This window comes from Microbacterium sulfonylureivorans, assembly GCF_003999995.1.
GTDB lineage: Bacteria > Actinomycetota > Actinomycetes > Actinomycetales > Microbacteriaceae > Microbacterium > Microbacterium sulfonylureivorans.
This window is the reverse complement of the sequence record NZ_RJAD01000001.1, coordinates 1,690,973-1,716,408: the sequence shown is the minus strand read 5'-3', so window position 1 is coordinate 1,716,408 and position 25,436 is coordinate 1,690,973. Positions and strand designations below refer to the sequence as shown.

The 25,436-nt window shown below is 69.8% G+C and carries 19 protein-coding genes and 1 tRNA gene; 11 read left to right on the top strand and 9 right to left on the bottom strand.

The features are described 5' to 3' along the window. Window positions 1-11: 11 nt before the first annotated feature. The 8 genes from EER34_RS07580 to EER34_RS07545 all read left to right on the top strand — a co-directional run bounded on the left by EER34_RS07580 (window position 12) and on the right by EER34_RS07545 (window position 8,163). Window positions 12-1,877 (top strand): siderophore-interacting protein, encoded by a 1,866-nt coding sequence (locus EER34_RS07580; protein WP_127474336.1) that lies wholly within the window; start codon window positions 12-14, stop codon window positions 1,875-1,877. Between the two features lie 42 nt (window positions 1,878-1,919). Next, window positions 1,920-2,918, top strand: a complete 999-nt coding sequence (locus EER34_RS17740; RefSeq protein WP_127473885.1) for an ABC transporter substrate-binding protein — start codon at window positions 1,920-1,922, stop codon at window positions 2,916-2,918. A 35-nt stretch (window positions 2,919-2,953) separates the two neighbouring features. Beyond that, entirely contained in the window at window positions 2,954-3,958 is a 1,005-nt protein-coding gene (locus EER34_RS07570; RefSeq protein WP_240642175.1) for a FecCD family ABC transporter permease, read from the top strand. A gap of 116 nt (window positions 3,959-4,074) precedes the next feature. Continuing rightward, window positions 4,075-5,064 (top strand): FecCD family ABC transporter permease, encoded by a 990-nt coding sequence (locus tag EER34_RS07565; protein ID WP_240642174.1) that lies wholly within the window; start codon window positions 4,075-4,077, stop codon window positions 5,062-5,064. Continuing rightward, a complete protein-coding gene (locus EER34_RS07560; protein WP_127473883.1) occupies window positions 5,061-5,885 on the top strand; it encodes an ABC transporter ATP-binding protein in 825 nt (274 codons plus the stop codon). Before EER34_RS07565 ends, EER34_RS07560 begins: the two co-directional genes overlap by 4 nt. A 480-nt stretch (window positions 5,886-6,365) precedes the next feature. Beyond that, window positions 6,366-6,596 carry a hypothetical protein gene (locus EER34_RS07555; RefSeq protein WP_127473882.1) on the top strand — a complete coding sequence of 77 codons (231 nt, stop codon included), beginning with the start codon at window positions 6,366-6,368 and terminating at the stop codon, window positions 6,594-6,596. Window positions 6,597-6,598: 2 nt separating this feature from the next. After that, entirely contained in the window at window positions 6,599-7,600 is a 1,002-nt protein-coding gene (locus EER34_RS07550; RefSeq protein WP_127473881.1) for a zeta toxin family protein, read from the top strand. Then, a complete protein-coding gene (locus EER34_RS07545) occupies window positions 7,597-8,163 on the top strand; it encodes a recombinase family protein (RefSeq protein WP_164743486.1) in 567 nt (188 codons plus the stop codon). Before EER34_RS07550 ends, EER34_RS07545 begins: the two co-directional genes overlap by 4 nt. Window positions 8,164-8,167: 4 nt before the next feature. On the opposite strand, the gene EER34_RS07540 is transcribed toward EER34_RS07545, so the two are convergent. The 5 genes from EER34_RS07540 to EER34_RS07520 all read right to left on the bottom strand — a co-directional run bounded on the left by EER34_RS07540 (window position 8,168) and on the right by EER34_RS07520 (window position 10,470). Continuing rightward, window positions 8,168-8,374, bottom strand: a complete 207-nt coding sequence (locus tag EER34_RS07540; protein WP_127473879.1) for a hypothetical protein — start codon at window positions 8,372-8,374, stop codon at window positions 8,168-8,170. Between the two features lie 210 nt (window positions 8,375-8,584). Continuing rightward, a complete protein-coding gene (locus EER34_RS07535; RefSeq protein ID WP_127473878.1) occupies window positions 8,585-8,839 on the bottom strand; it encodes a hypothetical protein in 255 nt (84 codons plus the stop codon). Window positions 8,840-8,871: 32 nt separating this feature from the next. Continuing rightward, window positions 8,872-9,942: a hypothetical protein gene (locus tag EER34_RS07530; protein WP_127473877.1), complete on the bottom strand. Its 1,071-nt coding sequence runs from the start codon at window positions 9,940-9,942 to the stop codon at window positions 8,872-8,874. Then, complete coding sequence (locus EER34_RS07525) at window positions 9,939-10,253, bottom strand: glutaredoxin family protein (protein ID WP_420845966.1); 315 nt, start codon at window positions 10,251-10,253, stop codon at window positions 9,939-9,941. The genes EER34_RS07530 and EER34_RS07525 overlap by 4 nt, the downstream gene beginning before the upstream one ends. Further along, on the bottom strand, window positions 10,246-10,470 hold the full coding sequence (locus EER34_RS07520) for a helix-turn-helix transcriptional regulator (protein WP_127473876.1): 225 nt from the start codon (window positions 10,468-10,470) through the stop codon (window positions 10,246-10,248). Before EER34_RS07520 ends, EER34_RS07525 begins: the two co-directional genes overlap by 8 nt. A 113-nt stretch (window positions 10,471-10,583) precedes the next feature. On the opposite strand from EER34_RS07520, the gene EER34_RS07515 reads away from it, so the two are divergent. Further along, window positions 10,584-11,174 (top strand): hypothetical protein, encoded by a 591-nt coding sequence (locus tag EER34_RS07515; protein ID WP_240642173.1) that lies wholly within the window; start codon window positions 10,584-10,586, stop codon window positions 11,172-11,174. After that, window positions 11,167-12,339 (top strand): tyrosine-type recombinase/integrase, encoded by a 1,173-nt coding sequence (locus EER34_RS07510; RefSeq protein ID WP_127473875.1) that lies wholly within the window; start codon window positions 11,167-11,169, stop codon window positions 12,337-12,339. Before EER34_RS07515 ends, EER34_RS07510 begins: the two co-directional genes overlap by 8 nt. Before the next feature lie 226 nt (window positions 12,340-12,565). Here the strand turns inward: EER34_RS07510 and EER34_RS07505 are convergent. From EER34_RS07505 to EER34_RS07490, 4 genes are all read right to left on the bottom strand, one after another. Next, a tRNA-Ser gene (locus tag EER34_RS07505) sits at window positions 12,566-12,656 on the bottom strand. A 57-nt stretch (window positions 12,657-12,713) separates the two neighbouring features. Continuing rightward, window positions 12,714-16,406, bottom strand: a complete 3,693-nt coding sequence (locus EER34_RS07500; protein ID WP_127473874.1) for a hypothetical protein — start codon at window positions 16,404-16,406, stop codon at window positions 12,714-12,716. Then, on the bottom strand, window positions 16,406-23,254 hold the full coding sequence (locus EER34_RS07495; protein WP_127473873.1) for a DUF6603 domain-containing protein: 6,849 nt from the start codon (window positions 23,252-23,254) through the stop codon (window positions 16,406-16,408). The genes EER34_RS07500 and EER34_RS07495 overlap by 1 nt, the downstream gene beginning before the upstream one ends. 231 nt (window positions 23,255-23,485) lie before the next feature. After that, window positions 23,486-24,322: a class II glutamine amidotransferase gene (locus tag EER34_RS07490; protein WP_127473872.1), complete on the bottom strand. Its 837-nt coding sequence runs from the start codon at window positions 24,320-24,322 to the stop codon at window positions 23,486-23,488. A 111-nt stretch (window positions 24,323-24,433) separates the two neighbouring features. On the opposite strand from EER34_RS07490, the gene EER34_RS07485 reads away from it, so the two are divergent. Further along, window positions 24,434-25,387, top strand: a complete 954-nt coding sequence (locus tag EER34_RS07485; protein ID WP_127473871.1) for an L-lactate dehydrogenase — start codon at window positions 24,434-24,436, stop codon at window positions 25,385-25,387. Window positions 25,388-25,436 lie beyond the last annotated feature (49 nt).

Below are 25,436 nucleotides of genomic sequence, written 5' to 3'. Positions count from 1 at the left end.
CTGTCACCAGCATGCCGAAAACCTCGCGCCGGACGGCCGTGCATCCCCTGGCTCTCCGGGAAGTGGCGGTCGTCAGACTGGTGGATCTGACACCGGGGATGCGGCGGATCACGTTCGCCGGTGAGCAGCTGGGCGCGTTCACATCGTCGAACGGCTTCGCTCAGCCAGCGTTCGAGTCGAACGGCTTCGACGACGACATCCGCTTGGTCTTCCCGTATCCGGGCCAGACCGAGCCGGTGCTGCCGGTGCAGAAGGAGATGGGGCTGGATCTTCCCAGAGACCCGCGGCCCCTGTCGCGGATCTACACCGTGCGGCGGTGGGATCCCGCAACCGGCGAACTGGACATCGACTTCGTCAAGCACGGCATCGGCGTCGGAACGACGTGGGCCTACCGGGCCAAGGTCGGCGACCGCATCCACTTCTTCGGCCCGAGTTCGTCACGGGCGCTCCCGCAGGATGCGGACTGGCTACTCGTCGCCGGAGACGACACGACGATCCCCGCGATCGACCGCCTGCTCCGGGCGCTGCCGGGCGGCACCCGGGCGCAGGTGTTCATCGAGATCGCCGAGTCGGAAAACCGTCAACCTCTCCGGGAACTGCCCGGCGTGCAGGTCACCTGGCTCTCCCGCGAGGGCGCCGAGGCCGGCACCACCGCTCTGCTGCGGGATGCAGTCAGCACGTGCGACTGGTGGGACGGCAGACCGTTCGCGTGGGTTGCCGGCGAACAGGCGACCGTGCGCAACATCCGGCGCCATCTGGTCGAAGACAGGGAGGTCCCGAAGGAGGACATCGAGTTCATCGGGTACTGGCGTCGTGGCGAAGTCATCGCGCTGGAGACCGACGGAGCGGTGCCCGACCCCGCGAAGACGAGAACCCCGATGGAGAAGGTCCACGACTTGACGGAGTTGATCGCCCCGGTGGCGATCCGGACCGCAGTCGAGCTGGGCATTCCCGAGCTGATCTCCCGCGGCGTCACCGAGGTGAAGGATCTCGCCGTCCGCACGGATGCCGATGAGCGGGCACTCGCCAAACTGCTGCGCTACCTGGTCACCCTCGATCTCCTGACCGCGACCGAACCCGGCCACTACGACCTAACCACCGTGGGTGACGTCCTCACCGTCGAGTTCATGATCGACTTCCTGCATCCCGCCGGTGTTGCTGGTCGCGAGGTACTCGGCATCCACGGGCTAACCGAGTCGATCCGCACGGGACGGTCGTCCTATGCCTCGGTCACCGGGCAGACCTTTGCCGTGGTCCGCGCGGAACAGGACTACGAGAATCGCTACCTGGAGCGTCTGGCGAACTTCCAGGTCACGCTGGCCGAGCCCATTGCGACCTCCGACATCCTCACCGGCGTCGGGCACCTCGTGATCCACTCGGGCGGTGCCGGTGCCCAGGCGCGCGAGTTCGTCGCCGCTCACCCTGACCTGAAGGTGACGATCTGCGCGTTGCCCGCCCAGGCCGACTGGTTGCGCCGGGACCTTCCCGACACCATCCCCGACGAGCAGCAGCGCGCGCGGGTCACCGTGGTCGAGCAGTCCGTCTTCGAACCCAGCCCGGCGGCAGACGCGGTGTTCGTCATCCGTGCATTCAAGACCCTTCCGGATGCCGATGCCGCCCATGCCCTTCGCCGAGCAGCCGAGAACCTTGCCCCCGCGGGCCGGGTGCTGCTCGTTGAAGACCTCTTCGATACCGACGACCTCGACGAACACGACGGCGAAGCAGACCTGCTTGCGCTCACCGTGCACGGCTCGGGCCTCCGCACCGCCGCCGAGCTCGACGATGTCATCTCCCAAGCCGGACTCGTTCGCAGCGCTACGCACACGGTCGGCTGGGGCACGACCGTTCACGACCTCATACCCGCCGACACCCACTGACCCCCGTCGAAGACAAAGACAAAGACAAGGAACAACACAGCAATGACCATGACACCCCTGACGCGCCGCGGCGCGGGCCTCGCAGCCGTAGTCCTGAGCGCGGCGCTCGCCCTCACGGCCTGCGCCAGTAGCGGCGACGGCACCGGCGGAGCTGGGAGCGAGACGACCGGCAACACCCGCAGCATCACGGCGGACAACGGCACGACCGAGATCCCCACAGACCCGCAGCGCGTAGCCACGATCGGCAACACGACCCTGGCGTTCATCGACCTCGGCGGAACGCCCGTCGGCGCCACCGCGGAGTCGGAGTCCGTCGTCGGCCTGCTGCCCGAGGACCAGCAGGCGACGTATGCGGCGGCGACGCTTCTCGCCTCCAGCGCCGACGAGGTCGACATGGAGCAGCTCGCCAGCCTGAAGCCGGATCTCATCCTGGTTCAGATTCCCGACGAGGAGTTCGAACTGCTCGAGGAGCAGCTCGAGGCGATCGCCCCGACCGTGTTCTACGGCCTCGACAAGGAATGGAAGGCCCTCGCGGACGGAGTCGCAGACGCCGCCAACACCACGGATGCGCTCACCGAGCAGAAGGCAGAGTTCGAGGAGCTCCTCGCCAGGATCCAGGAGAGCTACGGCGAGATCATCGCCGACACGTCCTTCGTCGACATCATCCGCTGGGACTCGTCCGATCCGGGAACCTTCGCCATCGCCGACATCGGCTGCTCCGAGATCGCCAGGGACGACGTCGGCCTGAATCTTCCCGAAGCGGCCGAAGGCGAGGACCCGTTGGCTTGGACCGCCCGGCCGTTCGAGCAGCTCAGCGAGCTGACCGAGTACGACGTGATCACCTACCCCGTCGACGCCGAGGGCCAGCCGACCGAGCCCTTCGTCCCGGTCGTCGAGACCAACACATGGAAGGCACTACCAGCAGTGACCTCTGGTCACGCCCTCGGCGTGTTCTGCCCCGGCAACAACTCCTACGGGCAGGTCAATCGCTACCTCGAGTCGCTCGACAGTGCACTGGCGTCCCTCCCGACTCAGGAGTGACAACCTCCGCTCGCCGGCAAGACAGTCCGGGTACCGTGAAGGTGCCCGGACTGCGTCGTCATCTGCTCGGCCTGGTCATCGCGCTGATCCTGCTGGCCGCCCTGTTGGTGCTGAGCGTGTTGATCGGATCGACGTCGATCGCACCGTCAGTGGTTTGGGACGCACTGTTCAACCCGGCACCCGGCATCGATCAATTCGCGATCCGGGACTTCCGGATTCCGCGCACGATCGTAGGTCTGGTCGTCGGCGTCGCGCTCGGACTGGCGGGCGCACTGATCCAAGCGGTCACCCGCAACCCCTTGGCCGATCCGGGCCTCCTCGGAGTAAACGCCGGCGCCTCCTTCGCGGTGACGGTCGCGGTGGGGGTGCTCGGCTTTCGCGACATCCAGGGCTACATGTGGTTCGCCTTCGCGGGCGCGCTGATCGTCACGCTCCTGGTGCTCGCCCTCGGGTCGACTCGGCAGGGGTCCTCACCGGTCCTCATGGTCCTCGCCGGACTCTGCGTCGGCGCGGTCCTGGGAGGCGCGCGGGAAGCGCTGCAACTCACGAATCCGGACGCCTTCGACGTGATGCGGTCATGGAATGCCGGTTCGATCGCGGGGCGCCCTCTGGATGTCGTGTGGCCGATCCTGCCGATCCTTGTCATCGCCCTTGTCCTCGCCTTCGCGGTCTCGGGCTCGCTCAACGCGATGGCACTGGGTGACGATCTCGCCGTCACCCAAGGAGTCCGCCTACTGCGCACCCGCGTGCTCGCGGTGATCGCGCTCACCCTGCTGGCCGGTGGTGCCACCGCTATCGCCGGACCTATTGCGTTCGTCGGCCTAATGGTGCCGCATGTCGCGCGCTGGATCGTCGGACCCCACCAACGCTGGATCTTCGCCTACAGCGTGCTGCTTGCCCCGAGCCTGCTGCTGGCCTCTGACATCCTCGGGCGGGTCGTGATCCGGCCCGGTGAGATTCCCGTGGGCATCGTCACGGCCTTCGTCGGCGCCCCCGTGCTCATCGCGCTGGTGCGGCGCAAGAACGCGAGTGGTCTGTGAACACGCACAGCGGCCACGATCCGCACACCCTCTCCTCTCGGACGACTCAGCCGCCGGGGACGGGACCCGTGGACTTCGGGCGTCGGGAACTGGTGCTGCGACGAGGCCCAGTCGCCGTGCGGTTCGAGTGGCGATCGCTCATCGTCTGCTCAGCGCTCGCAGTCGCCATCGCGTGCCTGGTAGTGCTCTCGCTGATGACCGGCTCGTATCCATTGACACCAGGGCAGGTGATCTCCGCCCTCACGGGCGGGGAGCCCGCGCTCGTCAACGAGATCGTCGTCGAGTGGCGACTGCCACGGGTGACCGCGGCACTCGTATTCGGTGCGGCGCTGGGCATGAGCGGGGCGGTCTTCCAGTCACTGTTGCGCAATCCGCTCGCCGACCCCGGCATCATCGGCTTCTCCCAGGGCTCGTTCACGGGCGCACTGATCGTCATCCTGCTCGTCAACGGCGCATACTGGCAGCTGGTCTGCGGAGCGTTGCTGGGAGGAATGGTCACCGCCGTCGCCGTCTACCTGCTTTCCTACCGGCGAGGCGTGCAGGGGTTCCGGTTGATCGTCGTCGGCATCGGGGTCTCCGCAATGCTGGGCTCGCTCAACACCTGGTTGATCCTCAAGGCCGACCTGGACCAGGCGATGGCCGCAGCCGCGTGGGGCGCTGGATCCCTCAACGGCATCTCCTGGAACCAGGTCATCATCGGCGGCGCCTGCATCGCCGTGCTCATGCTGCTGGCAATGATGATGAGCCGGGCGATGCGACAGCTGGAACTGGGTGACGACACAGCCGCCGCCCAAGGGGTACGCGTGTCTGCGACTCGTCTCGGACTGATCGTGGTGGGGGTCGCGCTGACCGCCACGGTCACCGCCACGTCAGGCCCGATCGCGTTCATCTCCCTGGCGGCACCGCAGATCGGACGCCGCCTCGCACGCACCGCCGGGATCACCCTCGCGCCCGCGGCTTTCGTCGGCGCACTCCTCTGCCTGGGTGCGGACTACATCGCCCAGCACATCGTCCCCACTCCCCTGCCCGTAGGGATTCTCACCGTCATGCTCGGCGGCGGCTACCTCGGCTGGCTGCTGTACATCGAAGCCCGGAGACGTCTATGAACACCCGCACTACTTCACGACTCCACGTGGATTCCGCGACGATCGGCTATGACAAGCGCGTCATCTCAGAGCGTCTGTCGGTGTCCATCCCAGATGAGTCATTCACCGTGATCGTGGGGCCGAACGCGTGTGGAAAATCCACCCTCCTGCGTGGCCTGGCACGGCTGCTGAAGCCCTCGGCCGGCCAGGTCATCCTCGACGGTGCCGATATCAACTCGTACAAGACCAAGGAGGTGGCGCGGCGAGTCGGACTGCTCCCACAGACCTCGATCGCCCCCGACGGCATCACCGTGGCCGACCTGGTGGCTCGAGGCCGGTATCCGCACCAAGGGTTCGTCCGGCAGTGGACCGAAGAGGACGAGAAGGCTGTGGCTCGGGCCATGCACCAGACAGCGGTCGCCGACCTGTCCGGGCGCCTGATGGACGAGCTGTCGGGCGGGCAGCGACAGCGGGTGTGGATCGCGATGGCACTCGCGCAGCACACCGACATCCTCCTGCTCGACGAGCCGACCACCTTCCTCGACATCACCCATCAGATCGAACTGATGGAACTGCTCACCGACCTGCACAGCGTCGGCCACACCCTGGTCGCCGTCCTCCACGATCTGAACCATGCCGCCCGCTACGGAACTCACCTGATCGCCATGAAAGACGGGCAGGTCGTCGCCGAGGGCACCCCCGATCAAGTTGTCACTGCCCAGCTGGTCGAAGAGGTATTCGGCCTACGCTGCCTAGTAGTGCCCGATCCGGTCGCTGGTACTCCACAAGTGGTTCCACTAGGCCGAGACCGCAGGGCGGAGCACGCGCAGGACGGCCCTTGAGCAGCACGGCTGACTCGAGCGCCCCCGTCCGGCCCACACTCTGCGCCCATGGGCGCCGACTCTGCGTGACTGATCACTCAGTTCACGAGTGACCCGATTGGGCGCAGTCTCAATCCACCTTCGCGTGGGTGCGGCCGGGTTCAAGACGTGGGAGAAGGCGACGGTGCTCGCCGCTATCCGCCGTGAATGTTCGGCATCTCGGGATCGAGGGGCTGCTGCGCAAACTGAGCGAAGGACGTGTACTTGCAGGCGGGGCAGATCCACCCGCCGGCGATGTCTCGCATCACGATGCCGCAGCGAGGGCATCGTGGCTGCGCGGCTTCTTCGACTGGATCCACGCGCCACACCCTATCCCCGGCTGAAGTGTCCGGGGCAACGATTGTGCACCGATCACTCAGTATCCGCCCGATACCCATTGTGGGGCGAGCGCTACGATGGTGGGGGAGGTAGTGGATGCGCGAGGCGCGGTCAGCTTGGCGGGTGAGCGATGCCGTCGCGTACGACGAGTTACGTGCCCGCGTGAACGACGCCACGGCACGCCTTCTGGCAGTCGCGCAGGGCAGCTCTGACGGTGCGGACGCCGCCCGATCCGAGGTGATCGAACTTCGCCGCGAGTCGCTGGCCGTTGACGGGTTCGACCGCGCCGAAGTGGATGCGTTCCTGGCGCAGCTCGAGGAGCACTCGAGTGCTCCGCGCGAGGGCCCGGAGTGAGCATGGCGAGCCTCACGTCCGAGCAGCTCGATCTGATCCTTACTCGCGACATCGTGCCGATGACTTTTCCGCCGGCTGCAGATGAGCGCGAGCCGACGCTGACTCTGCTGCACGTTCCGCGAGGAAGTGGGGCGGCTCGCGCGACAGCCAGGCTCGCTTCGACGCGCCCGGCGCAAGCGGTCCTCTCCGCCGCTGACCTCCGCGCCTTCCATCCCTCATTCGAGGAAGCGCGGGGCGCTGGCTCGGAGCGCGCGCGGTCGGAGGTCGATGCCGCCGTCGCCGAGTGGTTCCGCGCCTGCTTGGTATATGCGCGCGGCAACCACCGGTCATTGTTGATCGAGGGACCTTTCATGACGCCGGCGACGGCGGCGGGAACTGCGCAGGGCTTCGCGGACGCGGGGTTCGCCACACGGGTTGCCGTGGTCGCGACCTCACGTGCGGAAGCACTGTTGACGACCATGTCCGTGCACCTCCGTTCGATGAGGGCACAGCGCCCGGAGCCGCTGCCGTCTCGCAAGGCGCGCGAACGGGACTGGGAAAGCACCGGCGATCTTGTGGCCGCGATGGCCGATTCCGCGGCGGTCGGTCGCGCAATTGTTATTGGGCGGAGCGGCGAGGTCGAAGCGAACGTCACTCACGGTGACCCCGGCGGATCCGCGGCGGTCGGGGCCGCGCTCCGAGCGGCGCAGGAGCGACCCCTCACAGCGTTGCTAGCCGCGCAGTGGCTAAGCGAGCTACGACGGATGACGGACTTCATCGATTCCCGGCGTGAGCCGATGGTCGAGGTGCGTGAGGCGTTGGTGGAGCTACATGTCCTCGGGATCCGCGAGATCGTGCCGCGGCTGCCGGTGCCGGCGGGATCTGAGGTTGTCTCTCGGGAGGAGAGGCGGCTGTCGGCGGAGTTGGTTCGACTGCGCAGATCGATACCGACAGCGGAGCGGCCCGACGCGACCGGGCCAGTGGTCGCCGGCCCGAGCCAGGGTCCGGAGGGGCCGTCGCGGTGACCCGAGTCGTCGGATACTCTCGCGGGTTCTCAAGCGACGCAGACGCCACGCTGGATGTCGCCGAGCTCACTCGCGAGGGCGCAACACTCGTCTTCAGCGACCCCGCCGGCGTGGACCCACGGGCACGACCACAACTTGCCAGGTGCCTGGACGAGCTCGCGGACGGTGACGTGCTGCTGGTGTCGAGCGCGGCGCGGTTGTCGCATAGCGTGAACCACTTCCTCGCAACGATCGTCGCTCTGGATGCCCGTGGTGTCGAGTTCCGCTCGCTCGCGGAAGCGTCACTGTCGACGGGGCTCAGCGCGGTCGCTCCCACCGCTGTGATGTCGGAGCTTGATGGACTACAGAAGCGTCTAGTCGGGTTACGGACCCGGGACGGGATGTCCGCCGCGTCGACGGCCGGGAGGCGTCCGGGGCGCCCGACGGTCATGACCGATGAGTTGGTGGCGATGGCGGTCGAGCTGCGTGCCGAGGAGCGTTCCTACGCGCAGATTGCCCGCGTGCTGGGCGTCAGCGCCAGTGCGGTCCAGCGAGCGCTGTCGATCACGCCGCCGGCCGATTAGGCATTCAGGGGACGATCGGCAGACCGGCGGGAGCGGCGCCCTCGAGGTATGCGCCGAGGACCGTCGTGAGGACTGCGCACACGGCGATGGTCAACGCCAGCCGCACTGCTGTTCCGGCGTCGCCGCGTACGGCAGCCACGCACAGTGTCGGCAGGCAGAGGGCGAGCAGGCACGCCGCGACGGCAGCGCCGCCGACTGCGAAAAGTGTCATGGTCTTCCTCCGTTCAACTGCAGGTTAAGTCGGTCTGGCAACTGGCTCAAGAGTGAGCGGATGCGGCGCAGTGCCGGGTCGTGGAATACCGAGCGCAGCGAGGCTATGCCGCGAAAGCCCGGAACGGAGCCGCGGAAGCGAACTATCATCGCCCGGCCAGACAGGCGGGCGCGTGACCGATTGGCAGAAGCATCGCGATTGGGCATCACCTCATGCGTCGGAGAGGTCGATCACGTCACGGATGAACGGTTGACGATCACGGGCGGGGTCGGTGATCAGCGCGCGGATCTCGTCCCGCAGTCGGCGCTGCACTTCCTCCGGGAGCCCCCTGAGCGGCTGAGTGCACCAGTCGAGGTCTTCGTCGATCGTGTACCCGGGCTCGTCGATGTGCTTGTCGGCGTAGTAGGAGAACGCGGCGACCGCGGTGCGGTAGATGGCCGACTCCGCATCTGACCGATCGATCATGGGGTGTCCTTCGCTTGATGATGTGTCGAGTGTCACAGTCCGATTCCTCTCGTGGTGGATGCCGGCCCGAGCGGCGGGGAGGCCGTGTCGATCGCCGGATGCCGCTGCCGCGGTTGGGTGCGCAGGCGGTCGTTGACCCGGCGCGCGATGGCGTCGAGGCGTGCCGCTTCTTCCGCGGCACGTTCGGCGCGCTCTCGGCGCGTCTGTTCCGCCTGGCGTCGCGCCGAGTCCTCCTGGAGTCGACGCCGGATGGAGGGGTCGGTGGCGAGGGCATGCGCGGCGCGTTGCCGGGCACTGTCCCGTGCCCAGCTGCGGAGTTCGCGCTCGGAGACCGGGTCTGGTTCGGCGCGTTCGTGTCGGAGCGCCCGGATCTGTGCGGGTGTCCGCTGCCTGCCGAAGAACTGCTCTGCTTCGAGGCGCTGTGTGGCGCGGTCCGAGGCCGCGAGTCGGTGCAGGCGTTGTGGTGGCAGCCCGGCAGCGCGCCGTCGCCGCTCCCGTTCCCGCCACGCCTGCTGCTTCGCCAGCGACTCCTCGCGGTGCGCCCAGTAATACGCCCGGCGGCGGGCCTTCACTTCCTCGGCGTGCGCGGCGTAGTAGCGCTCGGCGGCCAGCCGCTTCGATTCCGGGTCGTCGCGGTACTTCCGTCGCAGCCGCGCGTTGTGCTCCTCCCGGTGGGTCTCGAGCCATCGGCGGTTGCGCTCCCGCTTGTCCGCCCGGTAGCCGTCCGGGTCCTCGGAGCGCTTGCGCTGACGGTACCGGCGCTGCGTCTCCAGGTGCTGCTCCCGGTGAGTCGCGTACCACTCCCTTGCCGCGATCCGCTTCTGCTCACGGCGTCGGGCTTCCGCTCGCTGACGCGCGTTGTGCGCGCGCATGTACTCGCGCTTCTGAGCGAGGACGTCGTCACGATGTGCGGCGTCGTAGGCCGCGCGATACGCCTTGACATGGTCGGCGTTCCGCTGCCGCCACCTACGCTTCGACTCCGCAGATGAGTCCGCCCGCTGCTCGCGGCTGCGCCGCCCGGCGGCGCGGTTCCGCTCGGGATCATGATCGCCTGCGCGCGCAATGTCGTCAGCGGCAGGGACCGGCGTGGGGTCCGCGCTCACGTCGGCACCGACAACTCGTGTAGACGTGCACTCAGGCGCTTGATGAGGTCGGGCTGGAACCCGGACCAGTGGCTCTCCGGCTCACCCTCAACCACGACAACCGGCGCCCCCGAGTAGCCAAGCTCCTCGGTCACGTACTCCAGAGCTGCCGCGTTCTGCTCGTCCGCCAGCTCGACGCGGTGAACGTCGACGCCCTGCGCTTCGAGGAGCCGGCACGTCATGTTGCACTGCATGCAGTCGGGCCCGGTTGAGTACACCGTCACCGTCACCGTCGGCGCCGGTCGCGGTGACGGCTCGGTCTTGTCACCCATGCTTCTGCGCCTTGACAGTCGAGGCGGCGATCCATGCCTGCAGGTCCGCCAGTGGATAGACGACCGTGCGTCCAAAGCGGCAGAACGCCGGCTCCTTATGCCGGTGGCGGCGAATCGCCAGAGCGTTCTCGGTCAGGCCGGGCAGCAGCGACGCCACCTGGGCGGGTGAGAGGTACTGGTCGACCTCGGCGCCGGCCCGGTGTTCTGTGCTTGTCATGTCTAGACCCCTATCTGTATTTCCAAACTGAGGTTTAACACGAGTGTCCACCTTAGATGTACACTCGTCAAGAGGTTCTGAGAATCCGGCGAGCGGTAAGACAAACTAAGGGGGTGAAGGTCGACGTGAAGACACCCGAAGGCGATGACATGACCGCCGCGGCAGCCACCCTGCCGGTCGGGTCCGCCCTCCGGATCGCCCCCCGATTCGTCGCAACAGCAGTCGATGAGGAGTCGGGAATCGAGACCGGCGTGGAAGCCGAGTACGACCCGGACGAGGGCCGCTACGTCGTCCGCACGGTGGTCGCCCGCGCGCTCCGCCGCGGGGTTCGCGAAGATGACCTGCGGTACGTCGCCACTCAAGCCATCGTCCGGGCAGCCGTGCCGCAGTGCATCGCCCTCCAGTTGAGCGAAGACGACAACGCCCCCTGGACCACGGTCGCGGACCTCACGAGCAATGACGGTCGCATCATCCCGCAGTGGATGGCGGCCGCCGTCGCTCAACGCGGTGTCAAGGCCGAGCGGCACGACGTCATCGAGATCCTTTACGGCGTCTCCGCGCTCGCCGGCATCCCCCCGGTCAAGACCGTCCAAATCGAACTGGACGTCGTCCACCGCACCGCCTCCGACTGGATCGCGAAAGCACGAGCCGCCGGACGCCTCAAAGGGATGAACTATCACGCCGGCCGACAGGCGGATGGGTAGCGTCCAGCCCTATAAGACCAAGCAAGGCAAGCGGTACCTCGTCCGCTACAAGAAGCCGGACGGCACGCACGCCTCCAAGCGTGGGTTCCACACCAAGTTCGACGCACAGCAGTACCTCGCCACCGTCGATGTCGCGATCTCGACCAAGCGCTACATCGATCCGATGGACGCACGTGTCTCCGTGGGCGAGCTGGCCGCCGTGTGGCTCCAGGACCAAGCAGCCGTTCTCAAGCCGTCGTCCTTCCATCCGCTGCAGTCTGCGTGGAGGGTGCACGTCGCACCGCGATGGGCGGGCATCTCGATCAGTGACGTCCGGTACAGCGATGTGCGCGGTTGGGTCACCGAGCTCTCCCAGCTGCGTGGCCCTGCGACAGTCATCCGCAGCTATGGCATCCTCTCGGCCGTGCTGGATGCCGCGGTCCGGGACCGCCGTATCGCCGAGAACCCCGCCCGCGGTGTGCGCCTACCCAAGAAGGTGGCCAAGCGACGCGTATACCTGACACACGCTCAGGTCCACCTGCTGGCATCGCAGGCTTCCCATCCGGAGGTCGTTCTGTTCCTCGCCTACACCGGCCTTCGGTGGGGCGAGGCGACCGCGCTTCGCCTACGGGATCTCGACGCGGGTCGGCGGCGCGTTCACATCCACGAGAACGCGGTGACCGTCAACGGCAGGATCGAAACCGGGACGCCGAAATCGCACGTCGCACGCTCGGTGCCCTTTCCCGACTTCCTTGACGACGTGATGCAAGCTCTCATCGTCGGCAAGGCGATAGACGAGCTCGTTTTCGGCGACGGCAAGCAGCACATGCTGAGCCCGAACTCACAGAACGGGTGGTTCGCAGCGGCCGTGCGTCGCGCGATGGCGATCGATCCGACCTTCCAGCGCGTCACGCCGCACGACCTGCGCCACACCGCAGCCAGTCTCGCAGTCAGCGCGGGCGCGAATGTGAAGGCGCTGCAGCGGATGCTCGGCCACGCCTCAGCCGCCATGACGCTCGATCGCTACGCCGACCTTTTCGACGACGACCTCGATTATGTGGCCGCCGCGCTGAGCAACGCCCGACGGGCCGAGGTCAAACTCGACCGGCCTGCAGCGTCAAGGCTCATCCGCGCGGGCACCGAGTTCGTCATGCTCCCACCTCCGACATCGGGGCTTTCGATCTGAACTGAACGCCTAGCTGGCGGGTGATTCCCCGCGCTGTGGCACGGGGTGTGGCGGCCGGGGCAGTGGCCGTCCCGGCCGCTCGGGCGACCGTCAGACGAGCACCCGACACTTGCCTGAAGCGGCGGCGGGTAAAGCGGTTTTACCCGTTTTTTACCCACTTGGCCGATTTCACAACGAGAGAAGCCCCGCGATCCCAGTGTTTACAAGGGATCTCGGGGCTTCTAAGTGGCGGTGACGGTGGGATTTGAACCCACGGTAGGGGGTTACCCTACACAACTTTTCGAGAGTTGCACCTTCGGCCGCTCGGACACGTCACCGCGGAAGAGTTTACGTCACGCCGCGCGAACCCGCCAATCGAGCCGGCCGCGGCCCCGTCACGCCTCGGCGGTGACCGACACCTCGGCCCCGTCGGGAGCGATGAGCGTGACAACGACAGACACCGGCACCCCGAGCGGCACCCCGATCTCGACGGTCGATCCGATGAACCGGCCCGGGCGCCGCACCCGGCGGAACGCGATCGTCCCCGCCACCAGTGGCGGTCGGGGCGCGGCCGGCACGGCGGCCAGCTCTACCTCGGTGTTGAGCCCTCGCAGCGGCGGGAAGATGGGCCGCGGCGGACGGAACGGGCCCCGACCCCTTCCTCGCGCAGCCGTCACGCGCAGGCGGTAGGGCTGGTCCAGCGCCGCGTCGGTGGCGACGACGACCACCACTCCGGCGAGCGTCCGGGGCGTGATTCCGAGCAGGTCGAGTGTCGCGGCGGGAGGAGGCGGCGGGGGCGTCCAGCCGGGGATGGTCATCGAGCGCGTGGTGGTGCGGCCGCGGAGGTCGGTGATCGTGAGGTCGACAGAGACGGATGCCGCGGCATCCGTCCTCGAGAACCACATCGCGAGCGGCGACCGACCGGCCGACCGCATTCCGCGCTCGATCACCGCCGGGCCGCCGGGCGGGGTGATGAGCGGCGTCTCCCACAGGGATGCGAGCGCGAGCGGGCCCACGTCGACGGGGGCCGGACCTGCGCCGGTGATGCGGGCGCGAAGGGTGTGCGATCCGAGCGCGCCGGCAGCGATCGGCGCCGTGGTCGCGGTGCGCACCACGAGCCCGGTGTGCGCGGCATCCGTCTCCCCCGACTCGAGGTCTTCGAGGATGGGAGGAGTGTCTGGCGCGGCCAGCACCGAAACGACGTCCGATGCGGCGGAGTGGAGCCCTCGCACAGCCCGCTGCGGCTCGACGGCCTGTGGCACGGCCACCGCGCGCACGAGCCACGGCGTCCATGCGGGCGGCAGGGCGCCCTGCCATTGCGCCTCGTACACGAGGTCGCCGGTGACGGCGTCGCGCACCGGCGTCGCCCCGTCGAGCTTCACCTGGGCGACGACCTCGTCGAACGGCGGTCCCATCGTGTCGGCACGCAGGGCTGCGCGATCACTGCGGGTGCGCAGTAGTCGGAAGGTCTCGACAGGCAGCGAGCTCGCCGCTTCGAGCCTGAGCCTCACCTCCGAAGCCCCGGTTGCCGCCACCGGAGACGACCGCACGACGGGCGGCTCGGGCCGGCTCAGGCGCGGTGCGATGACCGCACGCAGATGCTCGTGCGGGTGTGTGCCGCCGATGCCCTGCGGCCACGGCGACTCGATCGCGGTGGAGGAGACGATCGTGACGGCGAAGAAGTGGATGTCGGTCGAGCCGCGCGGCAGCGTCACGTCGGTCGTCCGAGCCCCCGCGTCCACCTCGGCGACGCGGCGGAACACGCCGCGCCGGCGGTCAGGCGTGAGCGCGTCGTAGGCCGCCCGCGCGGCGACCAGCCGCTCGGACGGGCTCTCGGTCGCGTCCGCAGGCGGCGGGAGGCCCGCCGTCTGGCGGAGCGCGGTCTCGGCGCACTCCCACACCACGGCGGTCCGCGCGTCGGCACCGGCCGGCAGACTCCACGACACGGAGGCGTGCGAGCAGCCCGAGGCGTCCGGCAGGCTCGCGAGCGGCACGTCGGGCAGGAGCGGCGGGGGGAGCGGATGCACCGGCACGGGGCTCGCCGCCTGGACGTCGGTGCGCGCACCGAAGGGTGTGGGCGAGGGCCCTGCCAGCAGATGGCGGCGCGTCCACAGCGCCGCTCCCCATCGGCGGACGGTGGCGAAGTCGAGAGTCGGCACGGTGGCCGTGAGCCGGTACCGCCGTGCGCCCGACCCGCGCGCCGCGCCGCCGAGCGGAGCGGTGCCCTCCTCATTGAGCTCGACCACGGTGCACCCGACCCCGGTCGGAGTGTCGCCCGCGAAGGTGATCGCGAGATCGCGGTCGAAGCCGCCCGCGGGCACCGTTCCGGTCGGCGCCAGGACAGGGGGCGTGGCGGGCGGCGGGGCAAGCGGATGGAAGACGACGCGCACGTCGATCCTCGACGTGCGCCGCTGCGTCCACTCCGTGGCGATGTCGACCTCGAGGGTGGTCGGCGCGGAGGTGGATCCGGCATAGCGCGTGTCGAGCTTCGCCGTGACGATCGCCGGCAGCTCGGGCGCCGGCTCGTCGCCCGTGTAGGGCACATCGCGCCACGGCGACCACACGCCGAACACGTCGGCGACCGCGACGCCGTATCGCACGGCACGGCCGCCGCTTCCGAGCGGGATGACCGCAGGCGCGTGCATGAGCGACGCGCGGTCGAATCCCGGCTGACCCTTCGGTGCATCCGGTGAGATCGCGACGGTCCGCCAGCCCTGCGGATCGCGCCGTTCGATGATGGCGTCGGCCGAGGGTGCTCCGGCGTCGGAGACGACCGCCGCCTGCTGGGTGGGTGTGCCGAGCATGGCCGATGCAAGTGCACGCCGGTAGGAGAGGCGGATGCTCTCGCCCCACGCGTCGTCGGGCTGCCGGGGTTCAACGAGGCCGGCGCGGGTCGCGGTGAGCTGCGCCGGCGCCGGCACCTGCGTCAGCCGGGCGCCCCTGGGCGCATAGGCGGCGAACTCGGCCGACCCCATGCCGCCGGGCAGCGGCTGACCCTCGATCACCTGCTCGCCCGGCGCCAGCACGTTGGCGTATTTCCCGGTGATGAGCAGCTCGTCGCCTCCGATGGCGATCTCGTTCTCCTCCCCGAAGGGTTCGACGGTGTAGACGGAGCCGAATCCCGTCGCCAGATTCAGGAAGGGATCGACGTGCGCCGTCAGGCCGAGGACCGCCCAGGGGCGCACGTCCGCGTTCGCGTCGAGCGACGAGGTCGACGCCTCGTCCACGTGCGGCGCCGTCGTCGGCGTCCACGCCTGCACCTGCATCTGGCCGAACTCGGGCAGCCCGGGGTCGTAGAGGGCCTCCACCGCCGGGAAGACGAACTTGCGCACCTCCTCGATGAGCGACGGCGGGTCGGGCTCCTCCCACGGCGGCGCCTGCACGCCCGCGGGCGTCAGGCCGTCCCAGCCGAGGGGCGGCGCGCCCCGCGTGATCCGACGGATGGCGGCGTCGAACGGGCGCTCGGGCGCGTCGACCCGCCCTTGGTCCCTCGTGTCGTAGTCGCCGAGAGGCCCGTCGACGGGAAGGCCGACGAGCTCGAGCGGCTCCCAGTCGTCGGCGTTGACGATGTCGTGGAGGGTGGTGATCGCGACGGAGGGCGAATGGCCGTTGACGAGCACGGCCCACGTCGCGCCGCCGGTGCGCACGTCGAGCTGCGCCGTCGCTCCCGCTGGGACGCGCACCGCCCCCGCCCCGACTGTGCCGGCGAGCCCATCGCTGCCGACGCGGTAGAGGAAGAGGCCGACGGGCTGAGCCGGATCGGACGGGAGGCACCGAACGACGACGCGGCCGGCATCCACCCCTCCCCAGCTCAGCCGCAGACCATCCGGATCGCCGGTGACCTCGGCGTCGACGGGGTCGGGCTTGCGCCGCTGCGACACCGGGCGCCGCCACACCGTGAAAGGCCCGTGCGGCACGCCGAGCTCCGCGGAGCACGCCCACACGACACGGACGTCGCCCCACCGGCGCTTCAGCCGTTCCCAGTCCACTTTCTCGCCCAGCAGCTGCTCGCGCTCGCGTGCGACCCTGGTCCAGTCGATCTCGACGGCCTGAGCCCGCATGCGGAACGGATCGGCGATGCGTGACATCAGTCCTCCACCTCCCAGGGGGCCCGCTGCAGGTCGACGCGGACGGCGGTCGTCGCGGCCTCCGTCGTGGTCGTCGGCATGACGTCGCGGTGCACGAGGGCGAAGCGCGCCTCGCGTCCGCGGGCGGACGGCCCGAGGATCGCGATGGCACGTGTGCCGCCCGGTCCGCGGATGATCCGCTGCACCGTCGCGCGCGGCAGGTCGCCCGCGGCCGGAGGCGTCACGTCGGCGCGCAGCACAAGCCACTCCCCGGGCCGTCCCGCCCAGTAGCCGTGGCTCGGATCCGGCGCGTCCGGCGGTGCAGGCACCCACGTCGGGACGGTGCGCGTGCGCCACAGCGGCTCGCTGCCTTCGACGACCACCGCGAGCGGCTGGGGCACGTCGTCGTCGCTCCACAGCACGCGCGTGCGCGGCCAGCCCGGCACCGGCTCGACATCGAGGCCCGCACGCTGCAGCGCGTCGTCGACGGCCGCCCCGGTGGGCTGGTCGGCGAGCGCGGCGATCGGCGTGAAGTCGGCGACCGCTCGGTGCTCGACGGCGGCTCCGGAGGTGAGGGATGCCAGCTCCCCCCTGTCGCGGAACCGTGAGGTCGTGAAGCCGACGCGGTGCACGAGGATCGCATCCGCTCCCGTCCCCTTCACCACGCTGTGCACGTCGACGAGATAGTCCGTCAGCGGCTCGAAGTCGTACTCGAGGGTCGTCGTGTAGACGTTCGTGGCATCGACATCGACGTTCACGCAGTCGAGCCCGTCCTCGCCGACCACCTCGAGCACCGCCGTGTGCCACGGCTTGAGCACTCCGTCCGCGCTCTCCAGCGTCGCGATGACGCCGTCAGGGTCGATCGGAAGGGCCACGCCGTCTGCCGGCGTGCCACCGCCCGGAGGAGCCGGGTGATCGCCGGATGCCGCACGCACCGTCACCCGCAGCTCACGGCCGTAGGCATCGAAGAGACCGGTGACCCGCTGCGTCGCGAAGACTATGCGCACCTTCTCACGGGTGAAGACCCCCACCTCGTCCATGCTGGGCGAGGTGCTGGTGATCCACGGATCGAGGTCGATCGGGGCGGTGGACGCAGTGCGGAACGAGAAGGTCTGCGGTGTGCCGACCGGGTTCCAGCCGTCTCCGTCGTCGCCCGCGCCCGGCTGCGCCTCGCCCGTCTTGCTCGTCGCCTCCCACGTGACCGCGATGCTGTAGTCGGTGCCGGGGTGGAGGAGGGCGACATCGTCCGCACCCTTCGACAGCGCGTTGGAGAGCGCGGCCCGGTCGCGGTCGATCGTGAGTTCGTCCCACTCGTAGCGCTCCCGCTCGCTGGCGAACGCGCCCGTCGCGGCGACGACCACGAAGGGGTCGCTGAACTGCTTGCGCCCGCCGTCGCGACGGCGCCCGATGACGATGCGGGACGTGCCGTCGGGCACCCACTTGAGGGGCACGAACGCCGGCAGCAGCAGAGCACCGCTGTTGCGCAGGCGCCCGGCGATGACGCCCGCCCGCCACACCGGGTCCGCCCAGGGGCCGCCCGCGTCCACCCATTCGTCAGGCAGGCGGTGCGCACCGCCGAGCATGTCGGACCCGCTCACCGGACGCTCGTCGAGCGCCGTGCCGTCGGCGGCCTCGCAGCGGATGACGACGCCGTCGTTCAGTCCGCGCTCATCGACGAGCAGCAACACCGAGAACGCGACGAACGTGTCGTCCGCGCGGACGAACGCGACTGCGTCGCCGAGCTCGTGCGGGCGGAACCCGGTCTCGTCCCACGCGACCTTCACGAGCTGGCGCTCGTCCTCCGTACCCCACGGGGCAGGCTCGTCGAGGTCGCGGTACGGCGAGCGGAGCACGGCGCCGTGGCATCCGCTCTTCTGCCTGCGCGACCGGCGATCGATCGCCCGGCGGCCGTCTTCGAGAGCCTCGGCTGCCTCAGCCTCCCAGCCGTTGCGCTGCGCCACCGCCGCGAGATCATGCAGCGATCCGCCGTCACTCACGTAGGTCGCAGCCTCTGCGAGCGAGACGCCGCTCGTGAACGCCCCGGCGCTGAACGTCGTCGGCGGCAGCCCGTCCCACCGGCCGAACGGATCGCGAGGATCGACCGGATCGGCGCCCGGATCGAAGCAGAGCACCTGGTCGCCGATCACGACCGCCGGCGCCGTGCCCTGCACGAGATCGACGCGCGGGCGGATGCGCCACAGCTCAATCACCCGCACGCGCAGGTCGGCCGCCTGGGTGCGTGCGGTGCCCGGCGGATCCGGCCATGCGACGCCGGTGAGACGCCAGCCGTCGTCGCTCGGCCCGTCGGGACTGTCGTGGAATGTCCACAGAACCTGGGCGGGCGGCGCGCCCTGCCCGCAGACGCTGCCCCACTGATGGCGGACGGTCTCGACGAGGTTCTCGCCGTACGGGACGGCGGTCGGCGTGGCGGTCGGCAGCCAGTCCAGAAGCGCCAGCGTGGGTCCGGCGTGCGGGCCGGTCGCGGCGAGCGGCTTGATCCAGGTGCTCGGCGCATCGCCCGGTCCGACCCCGCCGGTGAGGACGATCGCGTTGACGCGGTACCGCCACCAGCGGTCGCCGACCCGCGTCCAGAAGTTCGGCCCTCCCGCAGGGAGGTTCACAGGGGGCGCGCCGAGGACCTCGACGTCTGTGCCACCCGGACCGCCGTTCATCTGGGGCGCGGTGTGGAACGCGATCAGTGGGATCGCGTCGATCGGCACCACCGGCACCGGCTCGCTCGTGCCCGAGCGCGCCGCGTCGCCGAGCTTCCCGTCGATGACCTCGCCGGCGCCCGTCCCCTCGACCTTGGCAGGGGTCCGTGCGATGAGCGACACACCCGCGACGAGGTCCCGCGGCTTCGGCGTGGGGGTGGGAGGTGCGCCGATCGTGAGGCTCACGCATCCCTTGACCGAGAAGAAGAAGAAGTCGACGCTTCCGCAGACCTCACCGTGCACATACGGCTCCTGCGTGGTCGTGCCGTCGGGATTCTGCCGGGTGCCGACCTGCACCTCGAGCGTCGCGCTCGCCGAGATGCCGACGATCCACAGGCGCAGCTCGCCTCGCACATAGATGAGGCCGGCGAGGTAGAACGGATCGAGTCCGAGGATGGCATCGAACCCGGCGGCGACCTCGAGGTAGAGCCCGACGGACTTGCTGCCCATGAGCACGGCCTGCAGGTGGAACCCCGTCGCCACGGCGAAGCCCGACGGCACCGACAGCACCGGCTGGGTCGCGAGCGTGATGCCGTTGCCGTGCACCATGAGGTACCCGCTGCCGCGGATCACGTCGAGCACCTCGACCGTGACGCGTTCAGCCGGGGGGAACCGACCGAGGTCGACGAACCAGTTCTCGGGGTTCGCCGTCTCGAAGCTCGCAGTGACGGGCACCCGCACCTTCAGGATGCTCTCGATCTCGTACGCGGCCACGATGCCGATGAGGATCTTGCCCGCGGCGAAGTCGATGTCGAGCACCGCGAAGAACGTCGCCGTCTGATCGCTCCCGAAGGCCGGCGGCAGACTGAGCACATCGGCCTTCATGATGAGCAGCAGCCTCGGGCCCGGCAGCTCGATCAGCACGATGCCGTCGAGGTGCACCGTGAAGCCGCCGTCGACCGTTCCGACCGCTATGCCGGCGGCGAAGGCGAAGGCGCCGGGCTCGAGAGTCCACCCCTCGGGCGCCATCACCTGACCTGTGCGCGGGTACTGCGCCATGACCCAGTCCAGCGCCGGTGTCAGGGACCCGGTGAAGGGGGACTCGTCGCGGCGATAGTTGACGCCGATGCCGCCCATGAAGCCGTAGATGCCGAGACCCGAGTTGCCCAGCAGGATCGGCACCGGGAACTCCACGCGGCCGCCGACGAGCACTCCCGTCACACCGCGGGCGGGGTCGCGCTCGACCGCGAGCACGGCGGCGACCCGGATGTTGACTGGGGTGACCGTGAGGTCGAAGGCACCGCGGAACCCGAACTCGGTGAACTCGAGCGATCCCGAGCCGTGGAGGGTGCCGGGGATCTCGATGCTCGCGCGCAGCTTCGTGATCTGCAGGTCGAGGGGCGGGCCGTCCAGGCGCACGCGGACGCGGACGGCATCCACGTTGACGATCCCGAGGTCGACGCCGAGACCGACCTCCACCTCGAGGTAGGTCGGATTGTCGCGGCTCACGCGGAAGCCGAGGATGCGGAGGATCTCGTCGAGCGGCGGCGTGGCCGTGAGCGCCCCTGCCGGCACGTCCAGCGAATAGCCGCGGCTCGGATCGAACACGGGCAGCGGCACGTATTCGAGAGGTGTCGCGCCCGTCCCCCACTCCGACCGCACGCCGATGGCCTTGTAGCGGGCCTTGATGGGCTTCGCGGGGTCGACGCGCACGAGCTCGATGTCGAAGCTGAAGGCGATCTCCAGATCGAGCAGGATGCTGATCTGCACGCCGCGATCGGATGCCGCGGTGATCCCATCGGGACCGAGCACGCCGCTCGACACGACGAGCTCACCGCCTCGCAGCATCAGCTCGTGGGTGTGGAGAACGTCGCTCGCGCCGAGCGCGACGCTGCCGAGGGCGACGATCGCGCCGGCCGCCGGAGAGAGCTCGACCGCGCTCGCGGTGAGCGGCGCCATCACCGCCAGCGCACCCAGCACGTTGAGCGTGTCGGGGTTCGCCTCGCCTTCGGTCATGATCGCCAGTCCGTCGAGGTCCTGCGCGGCGGAACGGAACTCGGCGGTGACCTCCCACGCGGCGCGGTCCTCGCTGAGCCGCAGCCGCACGAGGAACAGGCAGATCCCGTCTCCGGCGTTGCGGGCGCCCGAGCGCAGCGGGCTCTCGCCGCGGCGGGCGAGCGACGATTCGGCCGCGGTCTCGATGTCGAACTCGCCGTAGATCTCGGCGCGCACGAGGGTGTCGCGCACGATCTCGACGCGCACGCCGATCTTGCGGAAGCAGTCCGGCCGCTGCGCCTGCGGCGGCCGCGGGTCGGTACGGGGCGAAGGCGGCAGCACGGTGCGGGTGATGTCGGCCCGGCAGATCTCCTCGACCGCGGGCATGGGCTGCCACCGGGCGACGGCGAGCCACCAGTACGCGTCGCCGCGCGCGGGCCGCGGCGTCACCCCGTCCATCAGGCCCGGGATCGTCGCGGTCGAGTTCGCGAAGGCCGAGCCGTGCGGGGTTCCGGCCTGCACGTTGGTGAAGCCCGCGTTGCCCAGTGCGCGGATCGCGGCTTCCATCCGCCGTCGCGACAGCGCCAGGTTGCTGGTGTCCTGCACGGTCGAGCCCGGATCCTCGTGGGAGGCGTAGCCGTCGACCGTGATCAGCTGCCCGGCGCCGACCTGCGTCACGCGCCCGGCCATGGCGGTCTCGAACGACGAGCCGCCCGTCGCGCTGGTGGCCCTGCCCGACGCGGGGCGGTCCCGCATGTCGGCGTTGCTGTCCGCCCACGCCAGCCGCGCGTCCTCGCGCGACTGCTCCTCAGGACTGAGCGGCGGGACGGGAGCGGGGACCGGCGCAGGCGGGAGCTGGCCGGCAGTCGGGCGATCGAAGTGGAACCAGCATCCCGCCGTCTGCGGCACCCCGGCGGGAATCGTCGCGGTGACCGAGACCGGGCCGCCCGCGGCGACCGGCACCGTGAGCGTCTCGCCGGTCGAACCACCCCCGCTCCATGTCCACGCCACGCTGCGCCGGGGCTCGAGGCGCACCGTGACGTGCGTCGCAGTCTCGCTCTCCTTCACGATCACGTGCGTGCCGCGCTGGGTCGGGCGCACCTCCGTGGTCGACCCTCCCGCAGCGGAGCCGTTCGTCGCGGTCGTGTCGCGGGCGACGGTGATGGTGCGCACCACCGCGGGTGACGGCCCTGCGTCGTCGGCGGTCACCGTGATCGTCAGCGTCCCGGTCGCCGGTGTCGTGACCGGCGCCCGATCGTCGGTGACGGCCGCGGTGGAGCCGACGGCGATCGAGATGACGACGGGTGCGATGCCGCCCTCCGTGTCTACGATGATCTCGGAGTTCTCGGGGAGCATGGCGGTGCCCGTGCCCGGGTCGCCGATGTAGCGGCCGTTGGCCGCGCGGAAGCTGGCGCGGATGCGCGCAGCCCCACCACGGTTCACCACCTCGGCCTCGAAGATCCCGGTGACTCCCTGATGCTCGCCGACGCCGATCCAGAGGTTGCGCACGCCGGCGCTCACGGCGACGCCTTCCAGTCCCGACGGCGAGACGAACAGGCGCACCTCGGGCAGGAAGAGCCCTTGCCATGCCGCAGGCTGCACACGCGCCTCCGGGGGCAGGCCGGAGGGCGCTGCCTCGCCCGAGAGGTCGAGCACCGCGGTGCGGTACGCGAAGCCCAGTGTCGAGCCCGGCCCGACGAGCGCATAGGGCGGCTCCATGCGCACGCCTTCGTAGATGTCCTCAGTGCCGCCTCCCGAGCTCGTCGCCGACGACAGCAGCTTCACGGCGACGGACTGCCCCGACAGCTGCATGACCCTCACCCGCAGCTGCGGCACGACGAAGGAGACATCGGGGAACGCCGGATCGGGGATCAGCTGTCCCTGCGGGTCGAGCTTGGCGCCCACCAACCCCGGCACCTTGATGGCCGCGATCGGCGCGGTGATGACGACACGCCAGCCCGAGTCGGGAGCGCGAAGCTCGCCGACTGCGACGGTGATGTTCGGATCGCGCAGCTGGAGCAGCGATCCGCTCCCGCCCATGCCGCCCGTGGCGAGGTCGATCCCGGGGATGGCGGTGACGCTCTGGGTCACCGAGGAGACGTCCCACGTGCCGAACTCGTCGTCGTCGGTCGAGGTGGTGATCGGGCCGGTCATCTGCTCGAGCAGCGGGCGCAGCCGATCCGCTCCCCCGCCCGCATCCGACAGGGTGTCCCAGAGGCTCATGGCGCGCCTTCCGAAGGATGGAATCACCGATGGGGCGAATCCGCAGACTTGCCCCGATGTGTGGAACTTGCGTGGAACGGTCGCAACCCCACGCCGACCCTGCGCCTTGTCGAGCGCGTGCGGCGGACCCCCGTTGCGATGCGAGCCACATCCTCCTCCCGGCAGCGGGGGCGCGCAAGAGGCCGGGAGTCCGCACCCGCCGATCGCCCGGCCGGGCCCCGCCGAGACCGCTCAGGCCGGCAAGAACGCCTCGTGACGGTACCCGGTCGGATCGAGCACGGCGACGGTCGACTCGGGCACTTCGAGGAACACGCCGGGGAGGTCGTTGAGCGGTTCCGACACCACGACCTGCGCGTGATCGCCGAACGCGGCCAAGCGCTCCGCCTCGGGGTACATGGTCCGCAGCGTCGGGACGTCGGCGGAATGGAACAGCGTCCGCGAACGCCCCTGCGATGAGTAGCGGAACGCCCACACCGTGGCGCCGTCCGCAACGGCGACCGTCCCCTGCATCGGGAACTGCACACCCGCCGCGTGCCCCGCCTCTTCGACCTTTCGGATCGCGGCGCCGACGGCGGCGATCGGGTCGTCGGCGAGTCCATACGTCAGTGCGAGGTGGAACAGCACCTCGGAGTCGGTCGTCCCCTTGATCAGCGGGTACAGCGAAGGATCGATCGCGAGCACGAGTTCGCGCTTGATGAGCCCGAACTGCGCGATCGACCCGTTGTGCATGAACAGCCAGTTGTCATACCGGAAGGGGTGGCAGTTCGTCTGCTGGATCGGCGGACCTGCGGCCGCTCGCACGTGGGCGAAGAACAGCGGGCTCCGCACGGCCTCGCTGATCTCGCGAAGGTTCTGGTCGTGCCAGGCCGGCTCGATGCTGCGGAAGACGGCGGGATGCGCAGGGGACGAGGCATCCGCGGGGTACCAGCCGAGTCCGAAGCCGTCGCCGTTGACCGTCTCGGCCCCGAGCGGCGAGTTCAGCGACATCGCGACGACGGAGTGCTGCGCATCGAGCACGAGAGCGGAGGGCTGCAGCGCCTCTCCGGTGTAGGCCAGCCAGCGGCACATCCCTGCCTCCTGAGAACCCCGGCGCCACGCGGCCCCGCGTGCGAGTCATCGTAGAGCCGGGCGGTCGGGCCCGCCTAGCCCCGCGCCCGCGCGCCCTGCCATGCTGGTGCCATGGCTGTGATCGAGAACTCGAAAGTCACCATCGTGGGCGCCGGGAGCGTCGGTTCGAGCGCCGCGTACGCAGCGCTGATCCGCGGGTCTGCGCGGCACGTCGCCCTCTACGACATCGCGGCGCAGAAGGTCGAGGCCGAGGTGCTCGACCTCGCCCACGGCACGCAGTTCACCGGATCGAGCGACATCACCGGCGGCAGCGACATCTCGGTCGTCGAAGGATCGCACGTGGTCGTGATCACCGCGGGGGCGAAGCAGAATCCCGGCCAGACCCGCATCGAGCTCGCCGGGGTCAACGCGGGGATCATGCGCAAGATGATGCCGCAGCTGATCGAGGCCGCCCCCGAGGCGGTCTTCGTGATCGTCACCAATCCGTGCGACGTGCTCACGGTGCTGGCGCAGGACGAGACGGGCCTGCCGCCCGAGCGCATCTTCGCGTCGGGCACCGTGCTCGACACCTCGCGCCTCCGGTGGAAGCTCGCCGAGCGCGCCGGCGTCTCGACCGGCAGCGTGCACGCCTACATCGTCGGCGAGCACGGCGACACCGAGTTCCCGCTGTGGTCCCGGGCCACCATCGGCACCGTCCCGATCCTCGAGTGGGTGACGCCCGCGGGCGATCGGATGACCGTCGAGGAGCTCGACCGGATCGCGATCGACGTGCGCGACGCCGCCTACAAGGTCATCCAGGGCAAGGGCGCGACGAACTATGCGATCGGCCTGTCGAGCGCTCGCATCATCGAGGCGATCCTGAACGACGAGCACGCGGTCATGCCGGTCTCGCCCGTGCTGCACGACTTCCACGGCGTCGACGGGGTCGCCCTCTCGGTGCCGTCGATCGTCAGCGCCGCCGGCGCGGTGCCCGTCCGCGAGACGCAGTTCGCTCCGAGCGAGCTCGAGCTCTTCCACCGCTCCGCCGACGCGCTGCGAGAGGTGGCCGCCTCCCTCCGGGGCTGACAGACCGAGCGGATGCCGCGCCCGCGACGGGTCGCGATCATGGCGGGTC

What these genes read in the sequence shown, in the direction of transcription:
- EER34_RS07540 (WP_127473879.1), bottom strand. Translation starts at nt 8,374, where the DNA reads ATGACACTTTTCGCAGTCGGCGGCGCTGCCGTCGCGGCGTGCCTGCTC.
- EER34_RS07510 (WP_127473875.1), top strand. Translation starts at nt 11,167, where the DNA reads ATGGGTAGCGTCCAGCCCTATAAGACCAAGCAAGGCAAGCGGTACCTC.
- EER34_RS07520 (WP_127473876.1), bottom strand. Translation starts at nt 10,470, where the DNA reads ATGACAAGCACAGAACACCGGGCCGGCGCCGAGGTCGACCAGTACCTC.
- EER34_RS07495 (WP_127473873.1), bottom strand. Translation starts at nt 23,254, where the DNA reads ATGAGCCTCTGGGACACCCTGTCGGATGCGGGCGGGGGAGCGGATCGG.
- EER34_RS07560 (WP_127473883.1), top strand. Translation starts at nt 5,061, where the DNA reads ATGAACACCCGCACTACTTCACGACTCCACGTGGATTCCGCGACGATC.
- EER34_RS07490 (WP_127473872.1), bottom strand. Translation starts at nt 24,322, where the DNA reads ATGTGCCGCTGGCTGGCCTACACCGGAGAGGCGCTGCAGCCCTCCGCT.
- EER34_RS07485 (WP_127473871.1), top strand. Translation starts at nt 24,434, where the DNA reads ATGGCTGTGATCGAGAACTCGAAAGTCACCATCGTGGGCGCCGGGAGC.
- EER34_RS07525 (WP_420845966.1), bottom strand. Translation starts at nt 10,253, where the DNA reads ATGGGTGACAAGACCGAGCCGTCACCGCGACCGGCGCCGACGGTGACG.
- EER34_RS07550 (WP_127473881.1), top strand. Translation starts at nt 6,599, where the DNA reads ATGGCGAGCCTCACGTCCGAGCAGCTCGATCTGATCCTTACTCGCGAC.
- EER34_RS07500 (WP_127473874.1), bottom strand. Translation starts at nt 16,406, where the DNA reads ATGTCACGCATCGCCGATCCGTTCCGCATGCGGGCTCAGGCCGTCGAG.
- EER34_RS07535 (WP_127473878.1), bottom strand. Translation starts at nt 8,839, where the DNA reads ATGATCGATCGGTCAGATGCGGAGTCGGCCATCTACCGCACCGCGGTC.
- EER34_RS07580 (WP_127474336.1), top strand. Translation starts at nt 12, where the DNA reads ATGCCGAAAACCTCGCGCCGGACGGCCGTGCATCCCCTGGCTCTCCGG.
- EER34_RS17740 (WP_127473885.1), top strand. Translation starts at nt 1,920, where the DNA reads ATGACCATGACACCCCTGACGCGCCGCGGCGCGGGCCTCGCAGCCGTA.